This is a genomic window from Acidovorax sp. BL-A-41-H1 (genome assembly GCF_051942715.1).
The window spans coordinates 50,027-71,976 of the sequence record NZ_JBPVJQ010000002.1; the positions used below are offsets into that span (position 1 = coordinate 50,027).

Annotated in this window: 19 protein-coding genes; 14 read left to right on the forward strand and 5 right to left on the reverse strand. The window is 66.4% G+C overall.

Annotation, left to right across the window (positions count from 1 at the left end):
* Positions 1 to 43 precede the first annotated feature (43 nt).
* Positions 44 to 1,387: a protein kinase domain-containing protein gene (locus ACTPOI_RS00765; protein ID WP_440105535.1), complete on the forward strand. Its 1,344-nt coding sequence runs from the start codon at positions 44 to 46 to the stop codon at positions 1,385 to 1,387.
* A gap of 57 nt (positions 1,388 to 1,444) precedes the next feature.
* On the opposite strand, the gene ACTPOI_RS00770 is transcribed toward ACTPOI_RS00765, so the two are convergent.
* Complete coding sequence (locus ACTPOI_RS00770) at positions 1,445 to 2,020, reverse strand: YdeI/OmpD-associated family protein (RefSeq protein ID WP_440105537.1); 576 nt, start codon at positions 2,018 to 2,020, stop codon at positions 1,445 to 1,447.
* Positions 2,021 to 2,081: 61 nt separating this feature from the next.
* Complete coding sequence (locus ACTPOI_RS00775; RefSeq protein ID WP_440105539.1) at positions 2,082 to 2,570, reverse strand: hypothetical protein; 489 nt, start codon at positions 2,568 to 2,570, stop codon at positions 2,082 to 2,084.
* A 506-nt stretch (positions 2,571 to 3,076) separates the two neighbouring features.
* Between ACTPOI_RS00775 and ACTPOI_RS00780 the strand changes: the two genes are divergently transcribed.
* The 3 genes from ACTPOI_RS00780 to ACTPOI_RS00790 all read left to right on the forward strand — a co-directional run bounded on the left by ACTPOI_RS00780 (position 3,077) and on the right by ACTPOI_RS00790 (position 5,337).
* The gene (locus ACTPOI_RS00780; protein ID WP_440105541.1) at positions 3,077 to 3,583 is read left to right on the forward strand and encodes a hypothetical protein; all 507 of its coding nucleotides are present in this window, start codon (positions 3,077 to 3,079) and stop codon (positions 3,581 to 3,583) included.
* Positions 3,584 to 3,695: 112 nt separating this feature from the next.
* Positions 3,696 to 4,319, forward strand: a complete 624-nt coding sequence (locus tag ACTPOI_RS00785) for a superoxide dismutase (protein ID WP_440105543.1) — start codon at positions 3,696 to 3,698, stop codon at positions 4,317 to 4,319.
* 61 nt (positions 4,320 to 4,380) lie between these two features.
* Positions 4,381 to 5,337: a ZIP family metal transporter gene (locus tag ACTPOI_RS00790; RefSeq protein WP_440105545.1), complete on the forward strand. Its 957-nt coding sequence runs from the start codon at positions 4,381 to 4,383 to the stop codon at positions 5,335 to 5,337.
* A 209-nt stretch (positions 5,338 to 5,546) separates the two neighbouring features.
* Here the strand turns inward: ACTPOI_RS00790 and ACTPOI_RS00795 are convergent, their stop codons facing one another.
* On the reverse strand, positions 5,547 to 7,826 hold the full coding sequence (locus ACTPOI_RS00795; protein WP_440105547.1) for an EAL domain-containing protein: 2,280 nt from the start codon (positions 7,824 to 7,826) through the stop codon (positions 5,547 to 5,549).
* 275 nt (positions 7,827 to 8,101) lie between these two features.
* A complete protein-coding gene (locus tag ACTPOI_RS00800) occupies positions 8,102 to 9,331 on the reverse strand; it encodes a nucleoside recognition domain-containing protein (RefSeq protein ID WP_440105549.1) in 1,230 nt (409 codons plus the stop codon).
* A gap of 224 nt (positions 9,332 to 9,555) precedes the next feature.
* Between ACTPOI_RS00800 and ACTPOI_RS00805 the strand changes: the two genes are divergently transcribed.
* From ACTPOI_RS00805 to ACTPOI_RS00850, 10 genes are all read left to right on the forward strand, one after another.
* Positions 9,556 to 10,269, forward strand: coding sequence for a YebC/PmpR family DNA-binding transcriptional regulator (locus ACTPOI_RS00805; RefSeq protein WP_094291057.1), 714 nt, complete (start codon positions 9,556 to 9,558; stop codon positions 10,267 to 10,269).
* 87 nt (positions 10,270 to 10,356) lie between these two features.
* Positions 10,357 to 10,644 (forward strand): DnaJ domain-containing protein, encoded by a 288-nt coding sequence (locus tag ACTPOI_RS00810; RefSeq protein WP_094291232.1) that lies wholly within the window; start codon positions 10,357 to 10,359, stop codon positions 10,642 to 10,644.
* Positions 10,645 to 10,652: 8 nt separating this feature from the next.
* On the forward strand, positions 10,653 to 11,228 hold the full coding sequence (locus ACTPOI_RS00815; RefSeq protein ID WP_094291058.1) for a hypothetical protein: 576 nt from the start codon (positions 10,653 to 10,655) through the stop codon (positions 11,226 to 11,228).
* A 5-nt stretch (positions 11,229 to 11,233) separates the two neighbouring features.
* Positions 11,234 to 12,001, forward strand: a complete 768-nt coding sequence (locus tag ACTPOI_RS00820; RefSeq protein WP_094291233.1) for a hypothetical protein — start codon at positions 11,234 to 11,236, stop codon at positions 11,999 to 12,001.
* Between the two features lie 163 nt (positions 12,002 to 12,164).
* On the forward strand, positions 12,165 to 13,451 hold the full coding sequence (locus ACTPOI_RS00825) for a hypothetical protein (RefSeq protein ID WP_440105552.1): 1,287 nt from the start codon (positions 12,165 to 12,167) through the stop codon (positions 13,449 to 13,451).
* Positions 13,452 to 13,598: 147 nt separating this feature from the next.
* Positions 13,599 to 14,801, forward strand: a complete 1,203-nt coding sequence (locus ACTPOI_RS00830) for a GGDEF domain-containing protein (protein ID WP_440105554.1) — start codon at positions 13,599 to 13,601, stop codon at positions 14,799 to 14,801.
* Between the two features lie 184 nt (positions 14,802 to 14,985).
* Entirely contained in the window at positions 14,986 to 15,591 is a 606-nt protein-coding gene (locus ACTPOI_RS00835; RefSeq protein ID WP_440105556.1) for a DUF1569 domain-containing protein, read from the forward strand.
* A 286-nt stretch (positions 15,592 to 15,877) separates the two neighbouring features.
* Positions 15,878 to 16,972, forward strand: a complete 1,095-nt coding sequence (locus tag ACTPOI_RS00840) for an HlyD family secretion protein (protein ID WP_440105558.1) — start codon at positions 15,878 to 15,880, stop codon at positions 16,970 to 16,972.
* Entirely contained in the window at positions 16,969 to 19,710 is a 2,742-nt protein-coding gene (gene rbbA / locus ACTPOI_RS00845; protein WP_440105560.1) for a ribosome-associated ATPase/putative transporter RbbA, read from the forward strand. Before ACTPOI_RS00840 ends, rbbA begins: the two co-directional genes overlap by 4 nt.
* Positions 19,711 to 19,880: 170 nt before the next feature.
* A complete protein-coding gene (locus tag ACTPOI_RS00850) occupies positions 19,881 to 21,005 on the forward strand; it encodes an ABC transporter permease (RefSeq protein ID WP_440105562.1) in 1,125 nt (374 codons plus the stop codon).
* Positions 21,006 to 21,045: 40 nt separating this feature from the next.
* Here the strand turns inward: ACTPOI_RS00850 and ACTPOI_RS00855 are convergent, their stop codons facing one another.
* Positions 21,046 to 21,834, reverse strand: a complete 789-nt coding sequence (locus ACTPOI_RS00855; RefSeq protein ID WP_440105564.1) for a hypothetical protein — start codon at positions 21,832 to 21,834, stop codon at positions 21,046 to 21,048.
* Positions 21,835 to 21,950: the final 116 nt, after the last annotated feature.

Below are 21,950 nucleotides of genomic sequence, written 5' to 3' on the forward strand. Positions count from 1 at the left end.
CGACCCGCCGCCTTCACTGCCCACCCTCACCGGGAGCCCCGCCATGGCCACAGCCACCTCCGCACCGCCCGCCAACATCGGCAAGTACCGCATCGAGCGCGAACTGGGGCGGGGGGCCAGTGGCATTGTTTACCTGGGGCTCGACGGCTTCCGGGGCCGCAAGGTCGCCATCAAGCAAACCCACGCCCACCTGCTCAAGGTGCCCGAGCAGGCCGAGCGCTACCGCAAGCTGCTGCGCAACGAGGCCGCCTTGTCGGGCCGCCTGCGCCACCCCAACATCGTGCGCCTGCTCGATGCCGACGAAGAGGCGCTGCCCCCGTACCTGGTGCTCGAATACGTGGACGGCCAGCCCCTGTCGGACTTTGCCACGCCCGATGCGCTGCTGCCCATGCCCCAGGTGCTCGACATCGCCTTCAAATGCTGCAACGCGCTGGACTACGCTTGCCGCGAAGGCCTGGTGCACCGCGACATCAAGCCCGCCAACCTCATGCTGGCGCGCGATGGGGATGTGAAGCTGACCGACTTTGGCGCTGCCCTGTCATTGCGCAGCGACGCCACCCAGCTGTCGGGCCTGGTCGGCTCGCCCTCGTACATGTCGCCCGAACAGGTGCGCGAACACGACCTCACCCACCACAGCGACATGTTCTCGCTGGCCGTGGTGGTGTACGAGCTGCTCACCGGCCGCCGCCCGTTTGACGGCGACACTGACTTCGCCACCCTCTACAAGATCAGCCACGAAGCCCCCACGCCCCCCAGCCTGCTGCGCGCCGCACTGCCGCCGCACGTAGACGAGGTGCTGCTGCGCGCCCTGGCCAAAGACCCCGCAGACCGCTTTGCCACCTGGCCCGACTTTGCCCAGGCCCTGCTCGCCGCCCACCGGGGCCTGCCCCGCCAGCGCTCGCAAGACACCGAGGCCGAACGTTTTGCCCGCCTGCGCGCACTGCCGTTTTTTGCAGACTTTCACGACGTGGCCCTGTGGGAGCTGATGCGCCTGGGCAGCTGGCGCCGCCTGGAGCAGGGCACCGTGCTCATGCGCGAGAACACGCCGGGCGACTCGTTCTGCATCCTCATCGAAGGCCAGATCGCCATCAGCCGCCAGGGCTGGAACCTCAGCACCCTGGGCCCCGGCGTCACCCTGGGCGAGATGACCTACCTGCGCCCCGACAACAAAATGCGCACCGCCACCGCCGTGGCCGAAACCGAGGTGCTGGTCCTCAAGGTGCGCAACCCCGCACTGCGCGAGGCGTCGGAGGATTTGCAGTCGCGCTTTGACAAGGCCTTTATCAAACTGCTGGTGGGGCGGTTGATTGCGACCAATGAGCAGCTGGCCGAGTGGGAGCTGGTGGCTGCGCCGGGTGGGGGGATGCAGGAGGGGCTGGGGGATTGAGGGGCGGCGTTCAGAAATGATTGGATGCTCGGGTTGACCATAACGAGCCCAACGTTCTCACTCTGCCGCCTTGGGCGCGCTAAGGCTTTTGCTGTAGAAGCCTGATTGATCAAAGCAGCAGACGCGTTTTTCGCCCGCCGCCAGCTTGTCGCAGGCAGTTTCCACTCGACTTTTGCGGGTTCTCGCCTGCTTCGCGGATTCAATCCAGTGAATCCAATCAACACGGGCAATGGTTGTCGTGGCATCCCAAACCGCCTTGGCTTTCGGGGAGGCAGAAAGAGCTTGATGAAAATCCGGGGGCAGCGTTGGTTCTGGCTCGTTTTCCACTGGAGCGAGCTTTAACGTAACCATGTCGCCGATTTCTGCACCAGAGGCTTCGCGCAATGCGTTGTCAACCTTCAACCAGTGGCTCAGTTGACCGTCCGGCTCAAGCGTTGCCTGAAAAGAATGGCCGTTGATGGTCCCTTCCACGCTCGTTCGCCCACGTCGGGGTAGTTTTTCACTTACGGACTTTGGCAAAACCAGAAACGCCCAAGAATGCTCGTCACCTGAAGTGGTTGGGCGGAGCAGTTTGGTTGTGAATTGCGAGCTGTCTGTAGCCTGGCTCATAGAGTCCGCCAATAAGACTGACATTTGACATGAGAGGCGAGTCCCGGCTTGCCGGGGAGCGTCCTCTTGATGGAAGGGCGGGGCTTCATTTCGAGAGGCCCAAAGAAACAGCGGCTAGCACTCCCACAACAAGGACTGGCGTAAGCATATAGACCATGGCCAGAAGACGCTCTGCTCCCTTTGTGATTGAGTAGGCGCTGAATAGGAACAATGGGTACAGCGCCCAAATCGTGGTTTCTCCTGGGTTGTCACGCAGGCCAGAAAGATTCCAGAGCATGGCGACGTAGATCGCACCCATAAAGACTACATCCCCTGCCTTCTTTAGTTTAGAAGAGTTTCGAAGAAGTAGCGCTCGGGTCAGGGCCGCAAAAAAGAGGCCGTAGAGAACCGCGTTGTCTAAAAAGGTTGTTGACAGAGGATGGCCGACTAGGCTTTGGGCCACTTCCGTGAGAGGGCGCAGGACATGCGCTCTATAGAACGTAAGAGCATCAAGCAGGAATCCCTTCCACTTGATGACTGACTCGGAAAGGGACGCCAGTGAAGTAGATGAAAGAAAGAGTACTAGAACGAGCACGATGCGCACTCTCCATGGTGCGCGACCCCAATAACTAGTGACTTCATCAACGTCCGATTTGAGTCCCATATTCCTTCAAGTCGACAGTTGCTGCTAATGACGCCCAACGTAACTTAGACCGCAAAACCTGCAGGATAAACTAGGCCGTGAGGGATATTCTGGGCATTGGATCTTCCTGAAAGTGGCTTGACGCTTGGGTTTGCAGTTGCAGTGCTGTTCAAATATTCTGGTCTAAATCTGCAAAACCCGGCGATGTTTGATTACGCAAACTATAGCTTGCGAGCGGGTAAGGCCTGAGCCCTCCATTAAGCAACTTTCAGGTAACGAGCAAGCTGGGCCATGAGCCAACGTGGGCCTCCCATTCCCCGAGTGCGCACGTCAATCCACCACGCAGAGGCACGCTTTTCCCAACCCAGTTGGACATTGCAAATGCAAATCGTTATCATCTAGTGGCCTGAGTACGCCACACCCCGTCCACCGCAAAAGGCTCCTCCAGGAGTTTTGCGATGGACCTGATGGGCACCCCCTCCCACCCCCACACCCCTGACTGCGCCGCCACCTCTACAGGCTTGCCGCCAGTCCCGGCCACCTTGCCCCAGTGGGAGCGCGCCATGCAGCGTGCCCGCGCCGCCGGGCAGATGGGCCAGATGGCCATGGCGCTGGCGTTTGAGCAGCAGGCGCTGGCGCTGGCGTTGCGTCTGGTGCAGCAAACGCCCCCGGCGGGGCGGGAGGATGACTGCATTGCGGCCCTGGTGGTGTCGCACCTGAATGTGGCCGATTTGCAGGTGCAGGCGGCCGAGCCCGATGCGGCGGCGCGCTTGCTGGGCCGGGCCCATGGGCTGCTGCAGAGCCTTGTGGCGGATGGCCGGTGTGGCGCCGCGCTGCGCCAGGCGGCGTGGCGGCATGGGCGCGAAACGTATGCGGCCTTGTTAGCCCATGTGCGCAGCCATGGCCCCCATCCCGCCATTGCCCAGGCGCTTGCCGGGGGCGGGCCTGCTGGGCGGTCGTCCTGACAGCAACGCGACCACCACGCCGTTGTGGCCCCTTCTTCGCACACCAGCCAACTTTGCCCGCGCCGGATGTGTTTCTTCCGTTCTTCCTTCTCTCAACCCGACCGAAAAAACCATGCCTTACACGCTGCCTGCCTTGCCCTATGCCTATGACGCGCTGGAGCCGCACATCGACGCGCGCACGATGGAGATCCACCATTCCAAGCACCATCAGACCTACATCAACAACCTGAACGCCGCGCTGGAGGGCACGCCCCATGCCGATCTGCCCATTGATGAGCTGGTGGCGCGGCTGGTGCTGCTGCCCGAAAACCTGCAGGGCGCCGTGCGCAACAACGGCGGCGGGCACGCCAACCACAGCCTGTTCTGGCGCGTGATGTCGCCCCAGGGCGGCGGGCAGCCCGAGGGCGCGCTGGCACGCGCCATCGACACCGACCTGGGCGGTTTTGCCGCGTTCAAGGATGCATTCACCAAGGCGGCGCTTACGCGGTTTGGCAGCGGCTGGGCCTGGTTGTGTGTGGGCGCGGCGGGCCAGCTGGTGGTGGAGAGCACGGGCAACCAGGACAGCCCGCTGATGGCAGGGGCGATGTCGGGCAACACGCCCATCCTGGGGCTGGATGTGTGGGAGCACGCCTATTACCTGCAGTACCAGAACCGCCGCCCTGAGTACATCGCGGCGTTCTACAACGTGATCGACTGGACCGAGGTGGCCCGCCGCTTTGCACTCGCGCAGGCGTGACTGCCTTGCACAGCGATTCCTGTTCCTAGACCCACCTGTTGCCCACACCGGAGCCGCCGCCATGCAGATGCCGCCCAGTTCGCCCGACACCGCCTTGGAATCCCCTGCGCTCACCGCTGAAGGTGTGACCCCGCCTGCAGGGCGCGCCGTGGCTTTGCGCTGGCGGCAGTGGCTGGGCCTGGGCATTGTGTTGCTGGGCATCGTGGCCGCCGCTGCCCAGGCGTGGCAGTGGATTGCCAGCCAGCCCACGGTGGAGGCGGCGTGGTGGGGCGGGCTGGTGGCCGCACTGGCCACCGCTTTGGGCACGCTGCCGGTGCTGTTGTCGCAGCGCCTGTCCGAGCGCGCGCAAGACACGCTGTTTGGCTTTGGCGCGGGCGTGATGCTGGCGGCCTGCGCGTTCTCGCTGATCATCCCGGGCCTCCATGCGGCGCGCGGGGCAGGGGCGGGCGCCTGGGGGGCGGGCGCCACGGTGGGCGGGGCCATCCTGCTGGGGGCGCTGGTGCTGCTGTGGATGGAGCGCCTGCTGCCGCACGAGCATTTCATCAAGGGCGTGGAGGGCGCCCCGGCGTCGCGCACGCTGCAGCGCACCTGGCTGTTTGTGTTTGCGATTGCGCTGCACAACCTGCCCGAGGGGCTGGCCATTGGCGTGGCGCATGCGGGCGGCGACCCGCTGCGGGCCAACGCGCTGGCCACCGGCATCGCCATCCAGGATGTGCCCGAGGGCCTGGTGGTGGCCATGGCGCTGCTGGCGGCGGGCTACCGGCGCGCGCTGGCGGTGGGGCTGGGCATGGCCTCGGGCCTGGTCGAGCCCCTGGGCGCCGTGCTGGGGGCGGCTGTCGTCAGCGCATCGGCCAGCCTGTTGCCCTGGGGGCTGGGGTTTGCGGCCGGGGCCATGCTGTTTGTGATCAGCCACGAGATCATCCCCGAGTCGCACCGCAAGGGCCACGAGGCCTGGGCCACCGGCGGGCTGATGGTGGGGTTTGTGGTGATGATGCTGCTGGATACAGCGCTGGGTTGAGTTGATTGCTATGTATTTAATAGCTATCGGGGCATGATGGTCGAGCGCAAGGGCCTGTTTTGGCTTGAAATTTTCTGTCAACAAGAACCGTTCGGGCTGAGCCTGCCTGCGCCTCGCGCGGCGCTTCGACAGGCTCAGCGTGGACGGTTTGTATTTTTGAACGCATACCGTTATCAGCGCCCGGGACGCCGGTGGCCGATGGCAGGCGCTCAGTGCGCCACGGTTTCCAGCAGCAATTCGTCGATGGGGGCGGGGCGGCCCAGGGCGTATCCCTGGGCAAAGTGCACACCCAGGCCGGTCAGCAGGTCCACGATGGCCTGGCTTTCGGCAAACTCCGCCACGGTTTTCTTGCCCATCAGGCAACCGATCTCGTGGATGGACTTCACCATGGCAAAGCTCACGGGGTCGTCGGCCATGTTCTTCACAAACTGGCCGTCGATCTTGAGCGTGTCCACCGCCAGCTCGCGCAGGTAGGCGTAGGAAGACAGTCCACTGCCAAAGTCGTCGAGCGCGAACTGGCAGCCCCGCGCGCGCAGGGCCTGGAAGAAGCGGTTGGCCGCTGCCAGGTCGCCCATGGCGGCGGTTTCGGTGATCTCGAAACACAGGCGGTCGCAGCGCACCGGGGTCTGGTCCATGGCCTGCAGCACCTGGCCCAGGAAGGCGGCGTCGCCCACCGACTGGCCCGAGAGGTTGATGCTGCACAGCTCCACCCCCTCCTGGTGTTCGGCCATCCATGCCAAGGCCTTTTTGATGACCCAGCGGTCCACGCGGGCGGCCAGCTGGTAGCGCTCCACGGCGGGCATGAATTCTCCGGGCGAAACCAGGCGGCCATCGGCCGTGCGCATGCGCAGCAGGATTTCGCAACGCAGGCCACGGCGCTGGCTGTCAGGGGCCGCGCCCAGGCCGATGATGGGCTGGCCGAACAGCTCGAACCGGTCGTGCTGCAGGGCGTCTTCGATGCGGCTGACCCATTCCATCACGCCATAGCGTTGCGCCAGTGCCGGGTCGTTCTCGGCATAGACATGGATGCGGTTGCGGCCGCCGTCCTTGGCCACGTAGCAGGCGCTGTCGGCGGCCTGCAGCAAGGCGCCCACACTTTCGGTGGTGGCGTCGAGCATCACCGCCCCGATGCTGACGCTCACGCTGAACACATGGTCGCGCCACACAAAGCGGAACGCGGCCAGTTCCTGCTGCATGCGCTCTGCCACCTGCAAGGCCTGTTGCAGATCCTGCTGCCACAGCAGGATGCCGAACTCGTCGCCGCCCAGGCGGCACAGCAGGTCCTGGGGCTGCAGGTGGGCCAGAAACAGGCGCGCCACCTGCCGCAGCAGCTCGTCGCCTGCGGCATGGCCGCAGGTGTCGTTGATCACCTTGAAATTGTCGAGGTCGAGGTAACACACGCAGTGGCGGGCCGTGGCATCGCGCGTGGCGGCAAAGGCCTGGGCCAGCAGGTGCTCGAACGCACGGCGGTTGCCCAGGCTGGTGAGCGTGTCGTGCAGGGCCTGGAACTCCATTTCGCGGCTCAGCCGGCTGGCCTCGGTCACGTCACGAAACACCAGCACCACACCGTCGGCATCGCCACCGGGGCGCAGCAGGGGGGAGGCCGACAGATCGATCAGCAACGGTGCGCCCGCCTGTGGCGTGCATCGCAGCTTCGCATGGAACTGGGTAATGCCTTGCTCCAGTGCGCGGCCCACCAGGTCGGGGGCTGTGTCGGTGCCGGGCTCGGTGCCCAGGCCCAGCACATCCTGGTGCCTGCGCCCGCAGGCGGCGGCCAGCGGCCAGCCGGTCAGCGCCTGGGCAGCGGGGTTGAGGTATTGCACCAGCCCCGCAGCATCGGTGGTGACCACGGCATCACTGATCGATTGCAGGGTCACCTGCAGGCGCTCTTTCTGGTGCACCAGCGCTTCTTCGGCCTCGCGCCGCGCGGTCATGAAGCGCACCCGGTCCAGCGCCACGGCCAGATGCCCGGCGGTGGCCTGCATCAGCGCGACCTGCCAGGGCTTGGGCGGCCGCACGCCTTCTTCGTCGCCATAGGTGCCCATGCCCAGTGCGCCCAGGCGCTGGTCGGCCATGACCAGCGGCACGTTGACGATGGTGCGGTTGTGCAGTGCCGCCACCACGGCCTTGTTGGTGCGCGGGTCGGTGCGCGCGTCTTCCACCACCACAACGTGGGTGGCCTGCATGATTTCTTCGAGCAGTGCATCCCCCTTCACGGGGATTTTCATGGTCTGCAGCTGGCGGCTCAGGGCGCTTTCTTCGCCGCTGGTGGTGTGGGTGAGGAAATCCAGCATCCCCGTGGCTTCGTCGAAAAGCGCCAGCCAGACATGGCGATAGTCGAAAACGCTTTCGCCCATGGGTTTGACGGCTTCCAGCACGTCGGGCAAGGTCCAGGCGCGCTCCAGGCGTTTGCACAGCTGGAGCAAGGCCTCGGCGTGTTGGCGCCCTTCGGCTTCGTGGGGTGCTGCGGGGTGGTGGGGCAGGGTCATGGAGCGTGGTGGAAGGCGCTTGTCAGGGAGGTCACGGGGTCTTGGAGAGGCATCCCCGCAATGCCGCCGGGGCGCCGCCGCCCGCCCTGCGGGGGACAGCATAGGCGGCCCCTCTGCCACCCGCATGGTGGAAACCACCAATCGTTGCTTGCAGAAGTGGTGGAAGTCGCCGCACGAGAGGAAAAATCAGGAAAGGCCCATCGATTGCTATAAGGATGATAGCTGCATGGGCTGATTAAATGGGGGGCAGGGCCTGATTTGATCCATTTTTTTTCTTACCCGAAAAACTGGTAGCACACGGCAATGGCGGCCACCACGCCCGCCAGCTCGGCCAGCAGCGCGCAGCCCACCGCATGCCGGGCGCGCCGAATGCCCACGGCGCCGAAGTACACGGCCAGCACATAGAAGGTGGTTTCGGTGCTGCCCTGGATGGTGGCAGCGGCCAGGGCGGCAAAGCTGTCCACGCCCTGGGTCTGCATAGTTTCGATGAGCATGGCGCGCGCGGCGCTGCCCGAAAACGGCTTGACCAGGGCGGTGGGCAGCGCATCCACAAACCGTGCGTCGGCGCCCAGCGTGGTCACGCACCAGCGGATGCTGTCCAGCACATAGCCCAGCGCGCCCGAGGCGCGGAACACGCCCACAGCGCACAGCATGGCCACGAGGTAGGGCAGCAGGCCCTTGGCCACGTCAAAGCCTTCGCGGGCGCCCTCGATGAACGCCTCGTACACCGGCACCTTGCGCCACGCGCCCAAGGCCACAAACAGCACCACCAGCGCAAACAGCGTGAGGTTGCCCAGCAGCGACGACAGCGAGGCCAGGGCGGCGGCGCTGAGCGTGGTCAGCAGCGCCATGAACCCGCCCAGCACCAGCGCCACGGGCAGCAGGTAGGCCAGCACCACGGGGCTCCACAGTGGCAGACGCTGGACCGCGGCCACGCTCAGCAGCCCCACCAGGGTGGATGCGGAGGTGGCGAGCAGGATGGGGAGGAAGACCAGCGTCGGGTCGGGCGCGCCCTGCTGCATGCGGTACATGAAGATGGTGACCGGCAGCAGCGTGAGCGAGGATGCGTTGAGCACCAGAAACAGGATCTGCGCATTGGTGGCCGTGTCGGGCTGCGGGTTCAGCTCCTGCAGCGACTTCATGGCCTTCAGGCCCATGGGCGTGGCCGCGTTGTCCAGCCCCAGGGCGTTGGCGGCAAAGTTCAGCGTGATCAGCCCCAGCGACGGGTGGCCGCGCGGCACGCCGGGCATGAGCCTGGCAAACAGCGGCGCCAGCCAGCGCGCCAGGGCGTCCACCAGGCCCGCCTTTTCGGCGATGCGCAAGAACCCCAGCCACAGCGTGAGCGTGCCAAACAGCAGCACCATCACCTCGACCGAGAGCTTGGCCATCTGGAACAGCGCCTGCACCATGGCCGAGAAGATGTCGGCATTGCCGCCCACCAGCCATTGGGCCAGCGCGGCCACCGCCGCCGTGATGAAAAAACCGAGCCACAGGGTGTTGAGCATGGGATGAATGTAGGCGCCGGGGCGGGTGAGAGCCGGAGTGGTGCCGAGGTTACACGCTGGTCGGCGGGGGATGGGTGGGATGCAACCGGTTTTGCGTCGCCACGACAGCGCCAGGGTTGTCCGCACGGGGCAGTTGCAGGGCGGCGGGTAAACTATAGGGTTTTGCCGCGCAGGGCAACCTGCGGCAAACACCCCTCTCAATTCCCACACAAAAAGGTAACTCCATGGGCGCGCAGTGGAAAGCAAAAGGCAAGGCACTGGTGGCCGATGCCAAGGGCAAGCTGTTTGGCAAGCTGGTCAAGGAAATCACCGTGGCCGCGCGCGGCGGTGCCGACCCGGCCAGCAACTCGCGCCTGCGCCTGGTGGTCGAGCAGGCCCGCAAGGCCTCGATGCCCAAGGACACGCTGGAGCGCGCCATCAAGAAGGGTTCGGGCACCGGGGCCGACGCCGTCAATTACGAGCGCGTGATCTATGAAGGTTTTGCCCCGCACCAGGTGGCCGTGATGGTCGAATGCCTGACCGACAACGTCAACCGCACGGCGCCCGAGATGCGCGTGCTGTTCCGCAAGGGCCAGTTGGGCACCTCGGGCTCGGTGGCGTGGGACTTCAACCATGTGGGCATCATCGAGGCCGAGCGGGCCAACGCCGATGCCGACCCCGAGCTGGCCGCCATCGAGGCCGGTGCGCAGGATTTTGAAGCGGGCGACGAAGAAGGCACCACAGTCTTCTGGACCGAACCCACCGACCTGGACCTGGTGAGCCGCGCACTGCCTGCCCACGGCTTCACGGTGCTCACCGCCAAGCTGGGCTACAAGCCCAAGAACCCCGTCAACCCCGCCAACCTCACGGCCGAGCAGCTCGAAGAGGTCGAAAGCTTCCTGGCAGCCATCGATGGCAACGACGACGTGCAGAACGTGTTTGTGAGCCTGGGCGGCTGATGCACGGTTGATACGCGATGGCAGGCCCCTTCGGCCTGCGCCATCGCTACCACCGTCGCCACCGGCTCTCACACCACCCACCATTCAATGACTGCAGACCACTACGCCGCCCTCGGGCTGGCGGCCAATGCGTCGCTGGCCGACATCAAGAAGGCCTATCGCCAGAAGGCCGCCTTCTACCACCCCGACCGCAACGACGCGCCCGACGCTGCCCAGCGTTTTGCCCAGGTGCAAAAGGCGTACGAGGTGCTGTCCGACGACGAGGCGCGCCAGGCCTACGACGACAACCGCCGCCGCAACCTGCTGGACGACCCGCTGCAGACCGCGCAAGAGATCTGGCAAGCCTACTCGGCGCGCATTCTTTCTTCTTCCTGATCGCTTCTGTGAAACTTTCTCCCTACTTTCATGACCTGCGCTCCGCCTACCAGGCTGAGCTGGACGACCTGGTCTCCGACTCCGAAGGCAACGATGTGCTGCGCAAGCGCCTGGCAGAGAAGCGCAACGAAATCGCCTTTCTGGTGCAGATGATGGAGCTGGCCCCCGAGATGGTGGCCGTGGTGTTTCACCGGGGTTTCCGCTTCACCCAGCCTGCAGCCGTCGAGCAACTGTTGGGCCTGCCCGTGGATGCCTTGCCCGACTGGCACAGCCTGACCCACGCCGTGGCGCTGGAGCCCTGGGCGCAGAGCCTGGCGCAGACCGTGCTGCGTGAGCCCCAGGGCGCGCGTTTTCTGGCGGTGGCGGCGGGGCTGGAATACCTGCAGCAGCATGCACGCATGGCGCCTGCCGCCGCTGTGCATGGCGACAGCGATGCCGAGGACGATGGTGAAGACGCCGCCGAGCACGACGACGACTACAGCGCCCTGAGTGCCGACGATGCGGTGGACCCGCAAAACAGCCGTACGCGCGAGGAGTCCAGCGCCAACTGGCTGGCCGATGTGGGCTTTGACCGCAAGGAATGACGACCATGAGCAGTAGCAGCAACCAACACCTGGCCCTGATCACCAAGACCACCAGCCTCATTGCGGCGGGTGACATCGTGGGCGCCGAATCGGCCCTGGCCGAGCTGGCAGATGCCGAAGGCGACAACGCCCTGATGGTGGTGCTGGACCAGCTCGCGCCCAAGGACATCCTGGCCGTGATGCGCGAGTACGACGACTCCAAGGCGTCCGTGGTCAACATGCTGGTCACGCCCGAGCAGTTTGCGCGCGCCATGGTGCTGGAAAAGCAGTACAAGGACCTCACCCACACCCACCTGCGGAACATGGTCAACGCCGTGGTCTTCCGCGACGATGCCGATCCGGTGGAGTTCCTCACCGCCATTGGCGACCTGGAAGGCGGCGCCGAGGCCCTGGCCAACTACTTTGCCGAGAAGTGGAGCCGCGTGGAGGCCTTTGCCCGCACCGGTACCTTTGACGCGACCGAAGACTACGGCGTGACGCTGAGCGACGACGAGCTGCTGGCATCCGGCTACGTGCAGCCGCGCGTGGACCAGGACGAGGTGGCCGACCGCGACTGGATGCAGATGGCCTGGCTGCTGCGCTACGAGTGCCGCGACCTGTTCATCGAAATGCTGCTGGTGCTGCGCGCCAAGGCGCGTGCCTTTGACCTGGGCCTGGAGGAGGGCGATGACACCCCTGCCGAGGAAGACGACGGCAAGTTCGAGACCAGTGAGACCGACCGGGGCAAGGCCACGCCCGCGGCCCGCGCTTCCGACGAAGAGTCCGCGATCTAGAGAACATCCCCCTGTGGCGCTGCGCGCCTTCCCCCTTCTCTCGAATCACTGCGTGATTCGGGAAGGGGGACACCGCCCTCGCTGCGGGGCGGCCCTTGCTCGGCGGTCCTGGCTTGGGCCGCGACAGTTGCAAAGAGCGTGAGCAACGCGATGGAGTACCTGCATGACCTTGCCCCCTACGACTGCTTCTGATTCGCCAACGGGCGCCAACGCCCTGCAACTGCACGACGCGCGCCCTTTCTTTGAAAAGGCGCTGGTGTACGGCGTGCAGCACGGCATCCTCGATGCGGACCGGCTGGCGGCCATCAATACCGATGCGCCCAAGGGCATGGTGCAGATTGCGCGCTACTTTGGCAGCGAGTTCTTGCGGCCCGAGCTGGAAAAAGCGCGCGACCGCATGGTCAACCTCATCAGCCTGTACCTGCTGGAGACCACGGACGGTGACCTGGCCAAGGCGGCGGTCTCGCTGCGCGACAACTCCTTTCTGTCGCGCTCCAAGGGCGGCTCGGACATGCTCAAGCGGCTGATCGCCATGCCCGAGAGCAGCAACTTCGGCATGGCCGGCTATGCCGATGCCGAAACGCCGCTGCTGGCCGCCTGGTCGCTGCGCAGCCATGCCGACTACCGCGCCGAGCTGGCCCGGCGCAGCCAGATTGCCCAGGCCATCGCCGCCGCCGAGTGGCTGGCCGCGCAGTACGACCTGGACACCGACGAGCTGGAATCCGCCGGTGCCGACGCCGAGGCCGTGGTCCGCACGGGCCTGCTGATGCAGGCCCTGGCCCCGCAGGCCATGGCGGCGGGCGAGTGGCCCAGTGCACCGGCATTTGAAAAGCTGGTGACAGGCCTGCGCAAGAAGAAGCTGCCCGTGCCCACGGCACTGCGCCTGCCGCCCGGGCTGCCCCAGCCGCTGCACGATGCCGTGGCGGCGCACTGCAGCGCCGTGCTGGCCGACTTGCCCAAGCTGCTGCAGTCCACCACGCCGCTGCGCACCCTGCTGCGGCCCATGGCCGCATTTCGTGCGCGCTACTTCCTGCTGGACGACCCGCTGGCCGAGGTGGAGGCCCTGCACCACAGCCTGGACGCGCTGGAAGACGACGCCGAACCCCCACAAGCCGCCAGCAAAACCTGGACCAAGACCACCGACGGCAACGACGACGAACATTCGCTGCTCACGCTGTTCCTGTGCCTGGCAGCCGGTGTGCCCAAGAAGACCTTGCTGACGGAGAAAACCGCCGCCAGCCTGGTGCGCAAGGCGCGCAAGTCCGGCCTGCAGCCTGCGCTGGCCGCCGACTTCATCCGTGCCCATGCGCCCGGCGTGCACCAGCAGGACTACCTGGCGCTGTGGAACAGCTTTGTGCAGGACGCCGAGAAAACCTTGCTCAGCGACATGGACTACCAGCTGCACGATGCTCTGGCGCTGTTGCGCCGCGAGTGCAATGTGGTGGGGTAACCAGCCCCTCAGGGCGATGGCGGGCTGAGAGGGGCTTGCTCCTCTGTTCTTAACCCAGGTCAAGCAATCCTGCCTCGCGCACCGGCCCGAGGCAGGGCGCGGCGGCGGCGCGGTTAACATTTGGGGCACCCGCCTGCCCATCCCCCCGTGCACAGCCCCACACTCACCATCCTTGCGGCGCTTTTGACCGCGCTTGTCACCGCCGTGCTCTACGCCGTGTGGCATTTCAACAAGAACATCCCGGGCCTGCGCCTGTGGATGTTGTCCTTTCTGTGCAGCTCGATTTTTACCGTGAGCCTGCTGGTGCGCAGCTGGCTGCCCGAGGTGGTGGGGGTGGTCATCTCACAGGGGTTTGTGGCGCTGGGGGCCTATCTGTGCCTGCTGGCCGGGCGCACTTACATGGGGCGGCGGCCGTTTTCGCACCTCTATGCGGTGGTGGGCATCGGCGCGCTGGTGGCCTTGTCGGTGGTGTTCACGGTGGTGTACCCACACCTGGGCATGCGTTTTGTGCTGGCGGGGCTGGGGGCGGGTGTGTGCTACCTGCTCACGGCGCGCACCCTGGCGGCAGGGGGCATGCATCGGGTGCCCGCCCGCTACCTGCTGGCGGGCGTACTGGGCCTGCATGGCCTGTTCCTGCTGCTGCGGCCTGCCTTGTTCACGCTGGGCAGTGCGGGGCCCGGGGTGCTGCCGGGGGCGGGGCCCATGGCGCTGGTGTCGCAGTTTGTGGTGCTGGAGGCCATCGTGGCCGCCGTGCTGCTGGGGTTTGGCGCGCTGATCCTGGCCAACGAATTCATCACCAGCGAGCTGCGGCACCTGGCCGAGGTGGACCCGCTCACCAGTGTCTTCAACCGCCGCGCCTTCTTCACCTTGCTCGACAAGGCCGTGAGCGGTGCCCAGCGCACCCATACCCCGGTGCCCGTGCTGGTGCTGGATCTGGACCACTTCAAGACCATCAACGACACCTGGGGCCACCGTGCGGGCGACGATGTGCTGCGCCACTTTGTGGCCCTGGGCCTGCGCTGCCTGCGCAAGGAGGACGTGATGGGCCGGCTGGGCGGCGAAGAGTTCGCCATCTTCTTGCCCAACGCCGGGGCAGAGGGCGCACGCGCCGTGGCCGAACGCCTGCGGCTGCTGGTCGAATCCCACCCTGCCGCCGCAGGTGCGCGCTCGATCCCTCTCACGGTGAGCATCGGCATTGCCCTGTGCGGCCCAGGCGACTCGGCGGGCGCCGCGCTGCAACGAGCGGATGAGGCCATGTACCTGGCCAAGCAACGCGGCCGCAACCGGGTAGAGATGTCGGGCCCTGCCGCGGCCGCTGCGGCGCCTGCAGTGGTGGCGACGGCGGCCTGAGTGGAGCTGCTGCGGGATCGCCGGGGGGCTTGGGCGGCCTGCGCACAGAACGCTTGTGCGTCGCCCAGCAGCCCAATGTCGGCTGCCCGACCTTCAGGGGGGCGTGTGCTGTAGGTGCCCGGCATGGGCCTGCCGCAAAATTGCAGGCCCTGAGGTCACCCCACGTCATTGACACGCACACGCCATGGCAGCCACTCCCTCCCGCAGTAGCAGCGTTCCCACCGGCCCGATGGCATCGCCCCGCAGGGCTTTCCTGCGTTATGGCGCAGGCCTGGCCACCGTGGGGGTGGTGGCGGGGGGCGGCTACTTGCTGTACCGGCCTGCCAACGACCGGCAGCTGGTTTTTGCGACCGTGGCCGATGCCATGCGCGAGGTGGAACGTTTGGCCAGCGCCGCCGTGGGCCCGCTGGCCCCCGCCACGGCCTGGAACTGGTCGCAGACGCTGGTGCACTGCGCGCAGAGCATCGAGTATTCGCTGCAGGGTTTTCCAGCTCCAAAGTCGGCCCTGTTCCAGAACACGCTGGGCGCCGCGGCCTTCACGCTGTTTGCCCAGCGCGGGCGCATGAGCCACAACCTGGCCGAACCCATTCCCGGCGCCCCTGCGCTGGACGCAACGGCCGAGGGTGAGTCCGCCCTGGCCCGCCTGCGCAAGGCGGCGCAGGACTTTGCCGCCCACACCGGCCCCTTGCAGCCCCACTTTGCCTATGGCGCTCTTACCAAGGCGCAGTACGAGCAGGCGCATGCCATGCACCTGGCCAACCACCTGTCGGCGTTTGATGTGGTGGGTTAGCTATATTTTTGATAGCTATCAAGGCATGCCAGGCAGGCGGAAAGGCCGATTTTCCTTGCAATTTTCAGCAGATCACCCATTGCAGGCCCGCAGCCCAGGCGCCTGCAGACTGGTGGGTGCCCGAGGCCCTGGAGGCCGCCTGTGGGGGCCTTTGTGCAGGGATTGATGCAGGTCAAGAGACCGCTTGGGAGTGCTTGGGGCAGCCCGGGGCCAGGGCTACCATCCTTTGACGGGTCTGGCACCGCGCGCAGCGCGGGTTTGCGCCAGCACCCTGCAAGGATGACCCATGACCAAGCGATGGACGATAGTTGCGGCGCTGGCCGTGGTGCTGGCGGGGAGCGCTGTGCTGCTGCGCTGGGCGCCTTGGCAGCCCCAGGGCCCCGGGCCTGGTTTTGTCAGCGGCAATGGCCGCATCGAGGCCACCGAGGTGGCTGTGGCCACCAAGCTCGCGGGGCGGGTGCAGGAGGTGCTGGTGGACGAGGGCGCGTTCGTCTCGGCGGGCCAGCCCGTGGCCCGCATGCAGATCGACAGCCTGCAGGCCCAGCGCGACGAAGCCGTGGCGCGGCTGCAGCAGGCGCAGCTGGCCATCGACAGCGCACGGGTGCAGGTGGCACAGCGCGAGAGCGACCACCATGCCGCCCTGGCTGTGGTGGCCCAGCGTGAGAGCGACCTGGACACCGCCCAGCGGCGCCTGCCGCGCTCTGAGAAGCTGGCGCGCGAGGGCTTCTTTTCCAGCCAGCTGCTGGACGACGACCGTGCCAAGGTGCACAGCCTGCAGGCGGCATTGACGGCTGCGCGCTCGCAGGCCAAGGCTGCGCAGGCGGGCATTGGCGCCGCGCGCATGCAGGTGACCAGCGCCGAGGCTAATGTGCGTGCGCTGCAGGCCACCCTGGCGCGCATCGACGTGGAGCTGGCCGACAGCGAACTCAAGGCCCCGAGGGCAGGGCGCGTGCAGTTCCGCGTGGTGCAGCCGGGTGAGGTGGTGGGTGCGGGTGCGCGCGTGCTGCAGCTGGCCGATCTGACCGATGTGTACATGACCTTCTTCCTGCCCGAGACCGTGGCGGGCCGCGTGGCGCTGGGTAGCGAAGTGCGCATCGTGCTCGACGCCGCACCCGGCTTTGTGATTCCCGCAAGCGTCTCGTTTGTGGCCAGCACGGCGCAGTTCACCCCCAAGACGGTGGAGACCGCCAGTGAGCGGCAAAAGCTCATGTTCCGCGTGCGGGCGCACATTCCCAAGGATCTGCTGGTGCGCCACCGGGAACAGGTCAAGACCGGCCTGCCTGGCGTGGCCTGGCTGCGCCTCGACCCGAGCGCACCCTGGCCGCAGCAACTGGCGGTCAAAGAAAGCATGCAAACAGCAGCCCCCCAGGCGGCACAGTGACCGCCCCCGTAGTCACCCTCGCAGGCGTCAGCCAGCGCTACCGCCGCACGGTGGCGCTGGAGGGCATCGACCTGCAGCTGCCCGCTGCGTGCATGGTGGGCCTGATCGGGCCGGACGGGGTGGGCAAGTCCAGCCTGCTGGCGCTGGTGGCCGGAGCACGGGCGGTGCAGCGGGGGCAGGTGCGGGTGCTGGGCGGCGACATGGCCGACGGCCACCACCGCAACGCAGTTTGCCCGCGCATTGCCTACATGCCGCAGGGCCTGGGCAAGAACCTGTACCCCACGCTGTCGGTGGAAGAAAACCTGCAGTTCTTCGGCCGCCTGTTTGGCCACGACGCCACCGAGCGCCGCCGCCGCATCGACGACCTGACCCGCAGCACCGGGCTGCACCCGTTTCTGGCGCGGCCAGCGGGCAAGCTCTCGGGCGGCATGAAGCAGAAGCTGGCCCTGTGCTGCGCACTCATCCACGACCCCGACCTGCTCATCCTGGACGAGCCCACCACGGGCGTGGACCCGCTGGCCCGCGCCCAGTTCTGGGACCTGATCGCGCGCATCCGCGCAGGCCGCCCGGGCATGAGCGTGCTGGTGGCCACCGCCTACATGGAGGAGGCGCAGCGCTTTGACTGGCTGGTGGCCATGGACGAAGGCCGCATTCTGGCCACGGGCACGCCCGCCGAGCTGATGCAGCGCACCGGCCATGCGAGTCTGGAGGCCGCCTTTGTGGCCCTGCTGCCCGAGACCAAACGGCGCGGGCACCAGCCCGTGGTGATCACGCCCTTGCAGACGGAGTCAGCCGCCGAGATCGCCATCGAAGCCCGGGGCCTGACCATGCAGTTTGGCGACTTTGTGGCGGTGGACCATGTGAGCTTTCGCATCCAGCGCGGCGAGATTTTTGGCTTCCTGGGCAGCAATGGATGCGGCAAGTCCACCACCATGAAGATGCTCACCGGCCTGCTGCCCGCCACCGATGGGCAGGCCTGGCTGTTTGGTCAGCCGGTGGACCCCAAGGACATGGCCACGCGCCGCCGCGTGGGCTACATGTCGCAGGCGTTTTCGCTGTACAGCGAGCTGTCGGTGGAGCAGAACCTGGTGCTGCACGCTCGGCTGTTCCATGTGCCCGAGGCCGAGGTACCCCAGCGCGTGTGGACCATGCTGGAGCGCTTTGGCCTGCAGGGTGCGCGCGGCACGCTGCCCCTGCAGCTGCCGCTGGGCATGCGCCAGCGCCTGTCGCTGGCCGTGGCCATGGTGCACGAGCCTGAGCTGCTGATCCTGGACGAACCCACCTCGGGCGTGGACCCGATCGCGCGCGACCATTTCTGGCGGCTGATGGTGGAGCTGGCGCGGCGGGACAAGGTCACCATCTTCATTTCCACCCACTTCATGAACGAGGCCGAGCGCTGCGACCGCATCTCGCTCATGCACGCAGGCCGGGTGCTGGCCAGTGCGGCACCAGCCGACATCGTGGCCCAGCGCAGCGCCACCACGCTGGAAGAAGCCTTCATCGGCTACCTGGTGGATGCGGGCGGAGGCGCATCTGGCCTGCCGAATGTCGAACCGGCCCCGTCGGCCTCGGTGGGCAGAGCCCCGGCCCGCCCGACCTGGGCGCAGCGCCTGCGCCAGAGCCTGGCACGCATCCACAGCACCCAGTGGCGCGAGGCGCTGGAGCTGCGGCGGGACCCGGTGCGGGGCGCGCTGGCGCTGCTGGGCTCTTTGATCCTGATGTTTGTGATGGGCTACGGCATCAGCATGGATGTGGAAAAGCTGCGCTTTGCGGTGCTGGACCGCGACCAGTCGGCAGCCAGCCGTGCCTACACCCTGAACCTGGCGGGTTCGCGCTATTTTGCGGAGCGGCCGCCCATTGCCAGCCATGCCGAGCTGGACCAGCGCATGCGCTCGGGTGAAATCTCGCTGGCACTCGAAATCCCGCCTGGCTTTGCGCGCGACCTGGAGCGTGCCCAGGCTGTGCAGATCGGCGCCTGGGTGGACGGCGCCATGCCCCAGCGGGCCGAGACGGCCATGGGCTACGCGCTGGGCATGCACCAGGACTGGCTCGCCCAGGCCATCCAGAGCCGCACAGGCATGGCCCTACACAGCCTGGTGGAGGTAGAAACCCGCTACCGCTACAACCCCGACGTGCGCAGCCTGCCCGCCATGGTGCCCGCAGTCATCCCGCTGCTGCTGCTCATGCTGCCCGCCATGCTCACCGCCCTGGCCGTGGTGCGCGAGAAGGAGCTGGGCTCCATCATCAACCTGTACGTCACGCCCACCACGCGCACCGAGTTCATGCTGGGCAAGCAGCTGCCCTATGTGCTGCTGGCGCTGTTCAACTTCGGGCTGATGTGCCTGGCGGCCGTCACGGTGTTTGGCGTGCCCATGACGGGCAGCTTTGGCACGCTGGCGCTGGCGGCGCTCATCTTCAGCTTTTGCTCCACGGGCATGGGGCTGCTGGCGTCCACCGTCACGCGCAGCCAGATCGCGGCCATGTTCTTTGCCATGGTGGGCACGCTCATCCCGGCCGTGCAGTTTGCGGGCCTGATCAACCCCGTGTCGGCCATGACAGGCTTTGCGCGCTGGGTGGGCGAGGTTTACCCGGCCAGCCACATGTTCACCATCAGCCGGGGCGTGTTCAACAAGGCCCTCACGCTGCAGGACCTGCAGGCCGAGTTCTGGCCCATGCTGGTGGCGGTGCCGGTCATTGTCGGCGCGGCGATTGCGCTCCTCAGAAAGCAGGAGAGTTGAGTGACGCACAACCTTGCAATGGCTGTCTTCGAGCCTCCGTCCGCAGAAACCGGCGCGGCACAGGCCAGTGGCTGCCGCGCAAGGGCCGCCCCGCCGCGCTGGCAGCGTCCCCCTTCCCGCGCACAGCGCGAGAGAAGGGGGAAGGCGCGCAGCGCCACAGGGGGATGGACATGATTCAGTGGTCGAACATCTTTCGGTTGGGCATCAAGGAGCTGTGGAGCCTGTGGCGCGACCCGGCCATGCTGTTCCTCATCGTCTACACCACCACGCTGGCGGTTTATTCCGCTGGCAAGGCGCAGCCTGAGACGCTGTACCACGTGCCCATCGCCATCGTGGACGAGGATGGCTCGGCCCTGTCGCAACGCATTGCCAGCGCCTTCTACCCGCCCCAATTCACACGCCCGGCCATGATCGGCATGCACGAGGTAGACCCCGGCCTGGATGCAGGCCGTTTCACGCTGGTGCTGCACCTTCCCGCCCACTTCCAGCGCGACGTGCTGGCGGGCAGGTCCCCCTCGGTGCAGCTGAATGTGGACGCCACACGCAACGGCCAGGCGTTTGCCGCCAACGGCGCAGTGGCGCAGATCGTGCAGCAGGAGGCCGCCGAGTTTGTGCAGGGCCACCGCAGCGCGCCCACCCAGCCGGTGGAGCTGGTGGTGCGCGCGCGCTTCAACCCGGCGCTCAACCCCGCATGGTTCGGCTCGCTCATGGAGCTGATCAACATCGTGACCATGCTCTCCATCATCCTCACCGGCGCCGCGCTGATCCGCGAGCGCGAGCATGGCACCGTGGAGCATCTGCTGGTGATGCCTGTCACCCCCGGCGAGATCATGCTGGCCAAGGTCTGGGCCATGGCGCTGGTGGTGCTGGTTGCTACCTGGGTGTCGCTCACGGCGGTGATCCGCTGGGCGATTGGTGTGCCCATCGAGGGCTCGGTGCCGCTGTTTCTGCTGGGCGCCACGCTGCACCTGTTTGCCACCACGTCCATGGGCATCTTCATGGCCACGGTGGCGCGCAGCATGCCGCAGTTCGGGCTGCTCATGGTGCTCATCATGATGCCGCTGCAAATGCTGTCTGGCGGCGTGACCCCGCACGAGAGCATGCCCCTGTGGGTGCAGTACGGCATGGCGCTGGCGCCCACCACGCACTTCACCGAGCTGGCCCAGGCCATCCTCTACCGGGGCGCAGGCTGGGCGGTGGTGTGGCCGTCGCTGGTGTGGCTGCTGGGCATTGGGGCGGTGCTGTTCAGCCTGGCGCTGGCGCGGTTTCGCAAGACGATTGCGCGCATGGCATGAGCGCACCAGTGCTTCCTGTGTCTCACACCGGGCGAGAGTGTCATGGCTTGGTGTCGAATTCTTTCAGGGGCAGATTGAAGCTGCCCCTTCGGTCTCCGGTGACTGAGAACGCGCGGGTGCTTCCTGACAGGTTCTTGCCACTGGTCTGGGTAAATACCACGCGGTATTTGCCTTCGTCCACGCGGTCCAGTGTGTAGCCTCCGCGGGGGGACAAGTAGACCTGCCTCAGCGGGGAACAGGGGTTGGCATCCGCTGCGCACAGGCGCGCCCATAGTCCTTCATCGCCGGGATTGTTTAGCGTGATCAGGGTGTCCCCACCAGCGGCCAGGTAAGGTTGGCCGAGCAAGCGGCCACTGGATTTGGGCCATTCGCCTCGCCGGTTGTCTGGTGATTTGCCATGGGGGTAGGGCAGGGTGTGCTTGACGACAGGCCCCTTCGATGGCTGTGCTGAATGCTGCGGAAAGTTGGGCCCCCCATAGCGTTGGGGGGCTCCCCACAGGGCATAGCCCACCAGCACATAAAGCAGCGTGGCCATTGCCAGCAAAGCCATGGCTCCGTAGCTACTGGTTTTGATCCAGGGCTTGCGTGGGTAGGTGAAGTTATCCAGCAGTCCGCCGACGGCATCTCGGCCGGTGATTGCGCGCACCAGCCAGAACAATGCGGCGGCACCCCACAGGCCCGCCAGCAGCCAGGGCCTGGCCAACTCGTTGTAGATGCCCATCAAGACGAGCTTGGGCATCATGAAAATCAGGTCTGCAAGGCTTGCTTCCGCCCTCGCAGTGGCGCTGAATGTCAGCGCCGCAACGCAGAGGAGGAGTTGTTTGTGCATGGCGAAAGCGACCAATGGGTTCAGGCGCTGGGGGGGGCTGCACGGGATGATCATTGCCCACTGAAGTGTCCCGATGGTAGTCGTCTGGCACGCTGGATCACCCAAGGTCGTGGCGA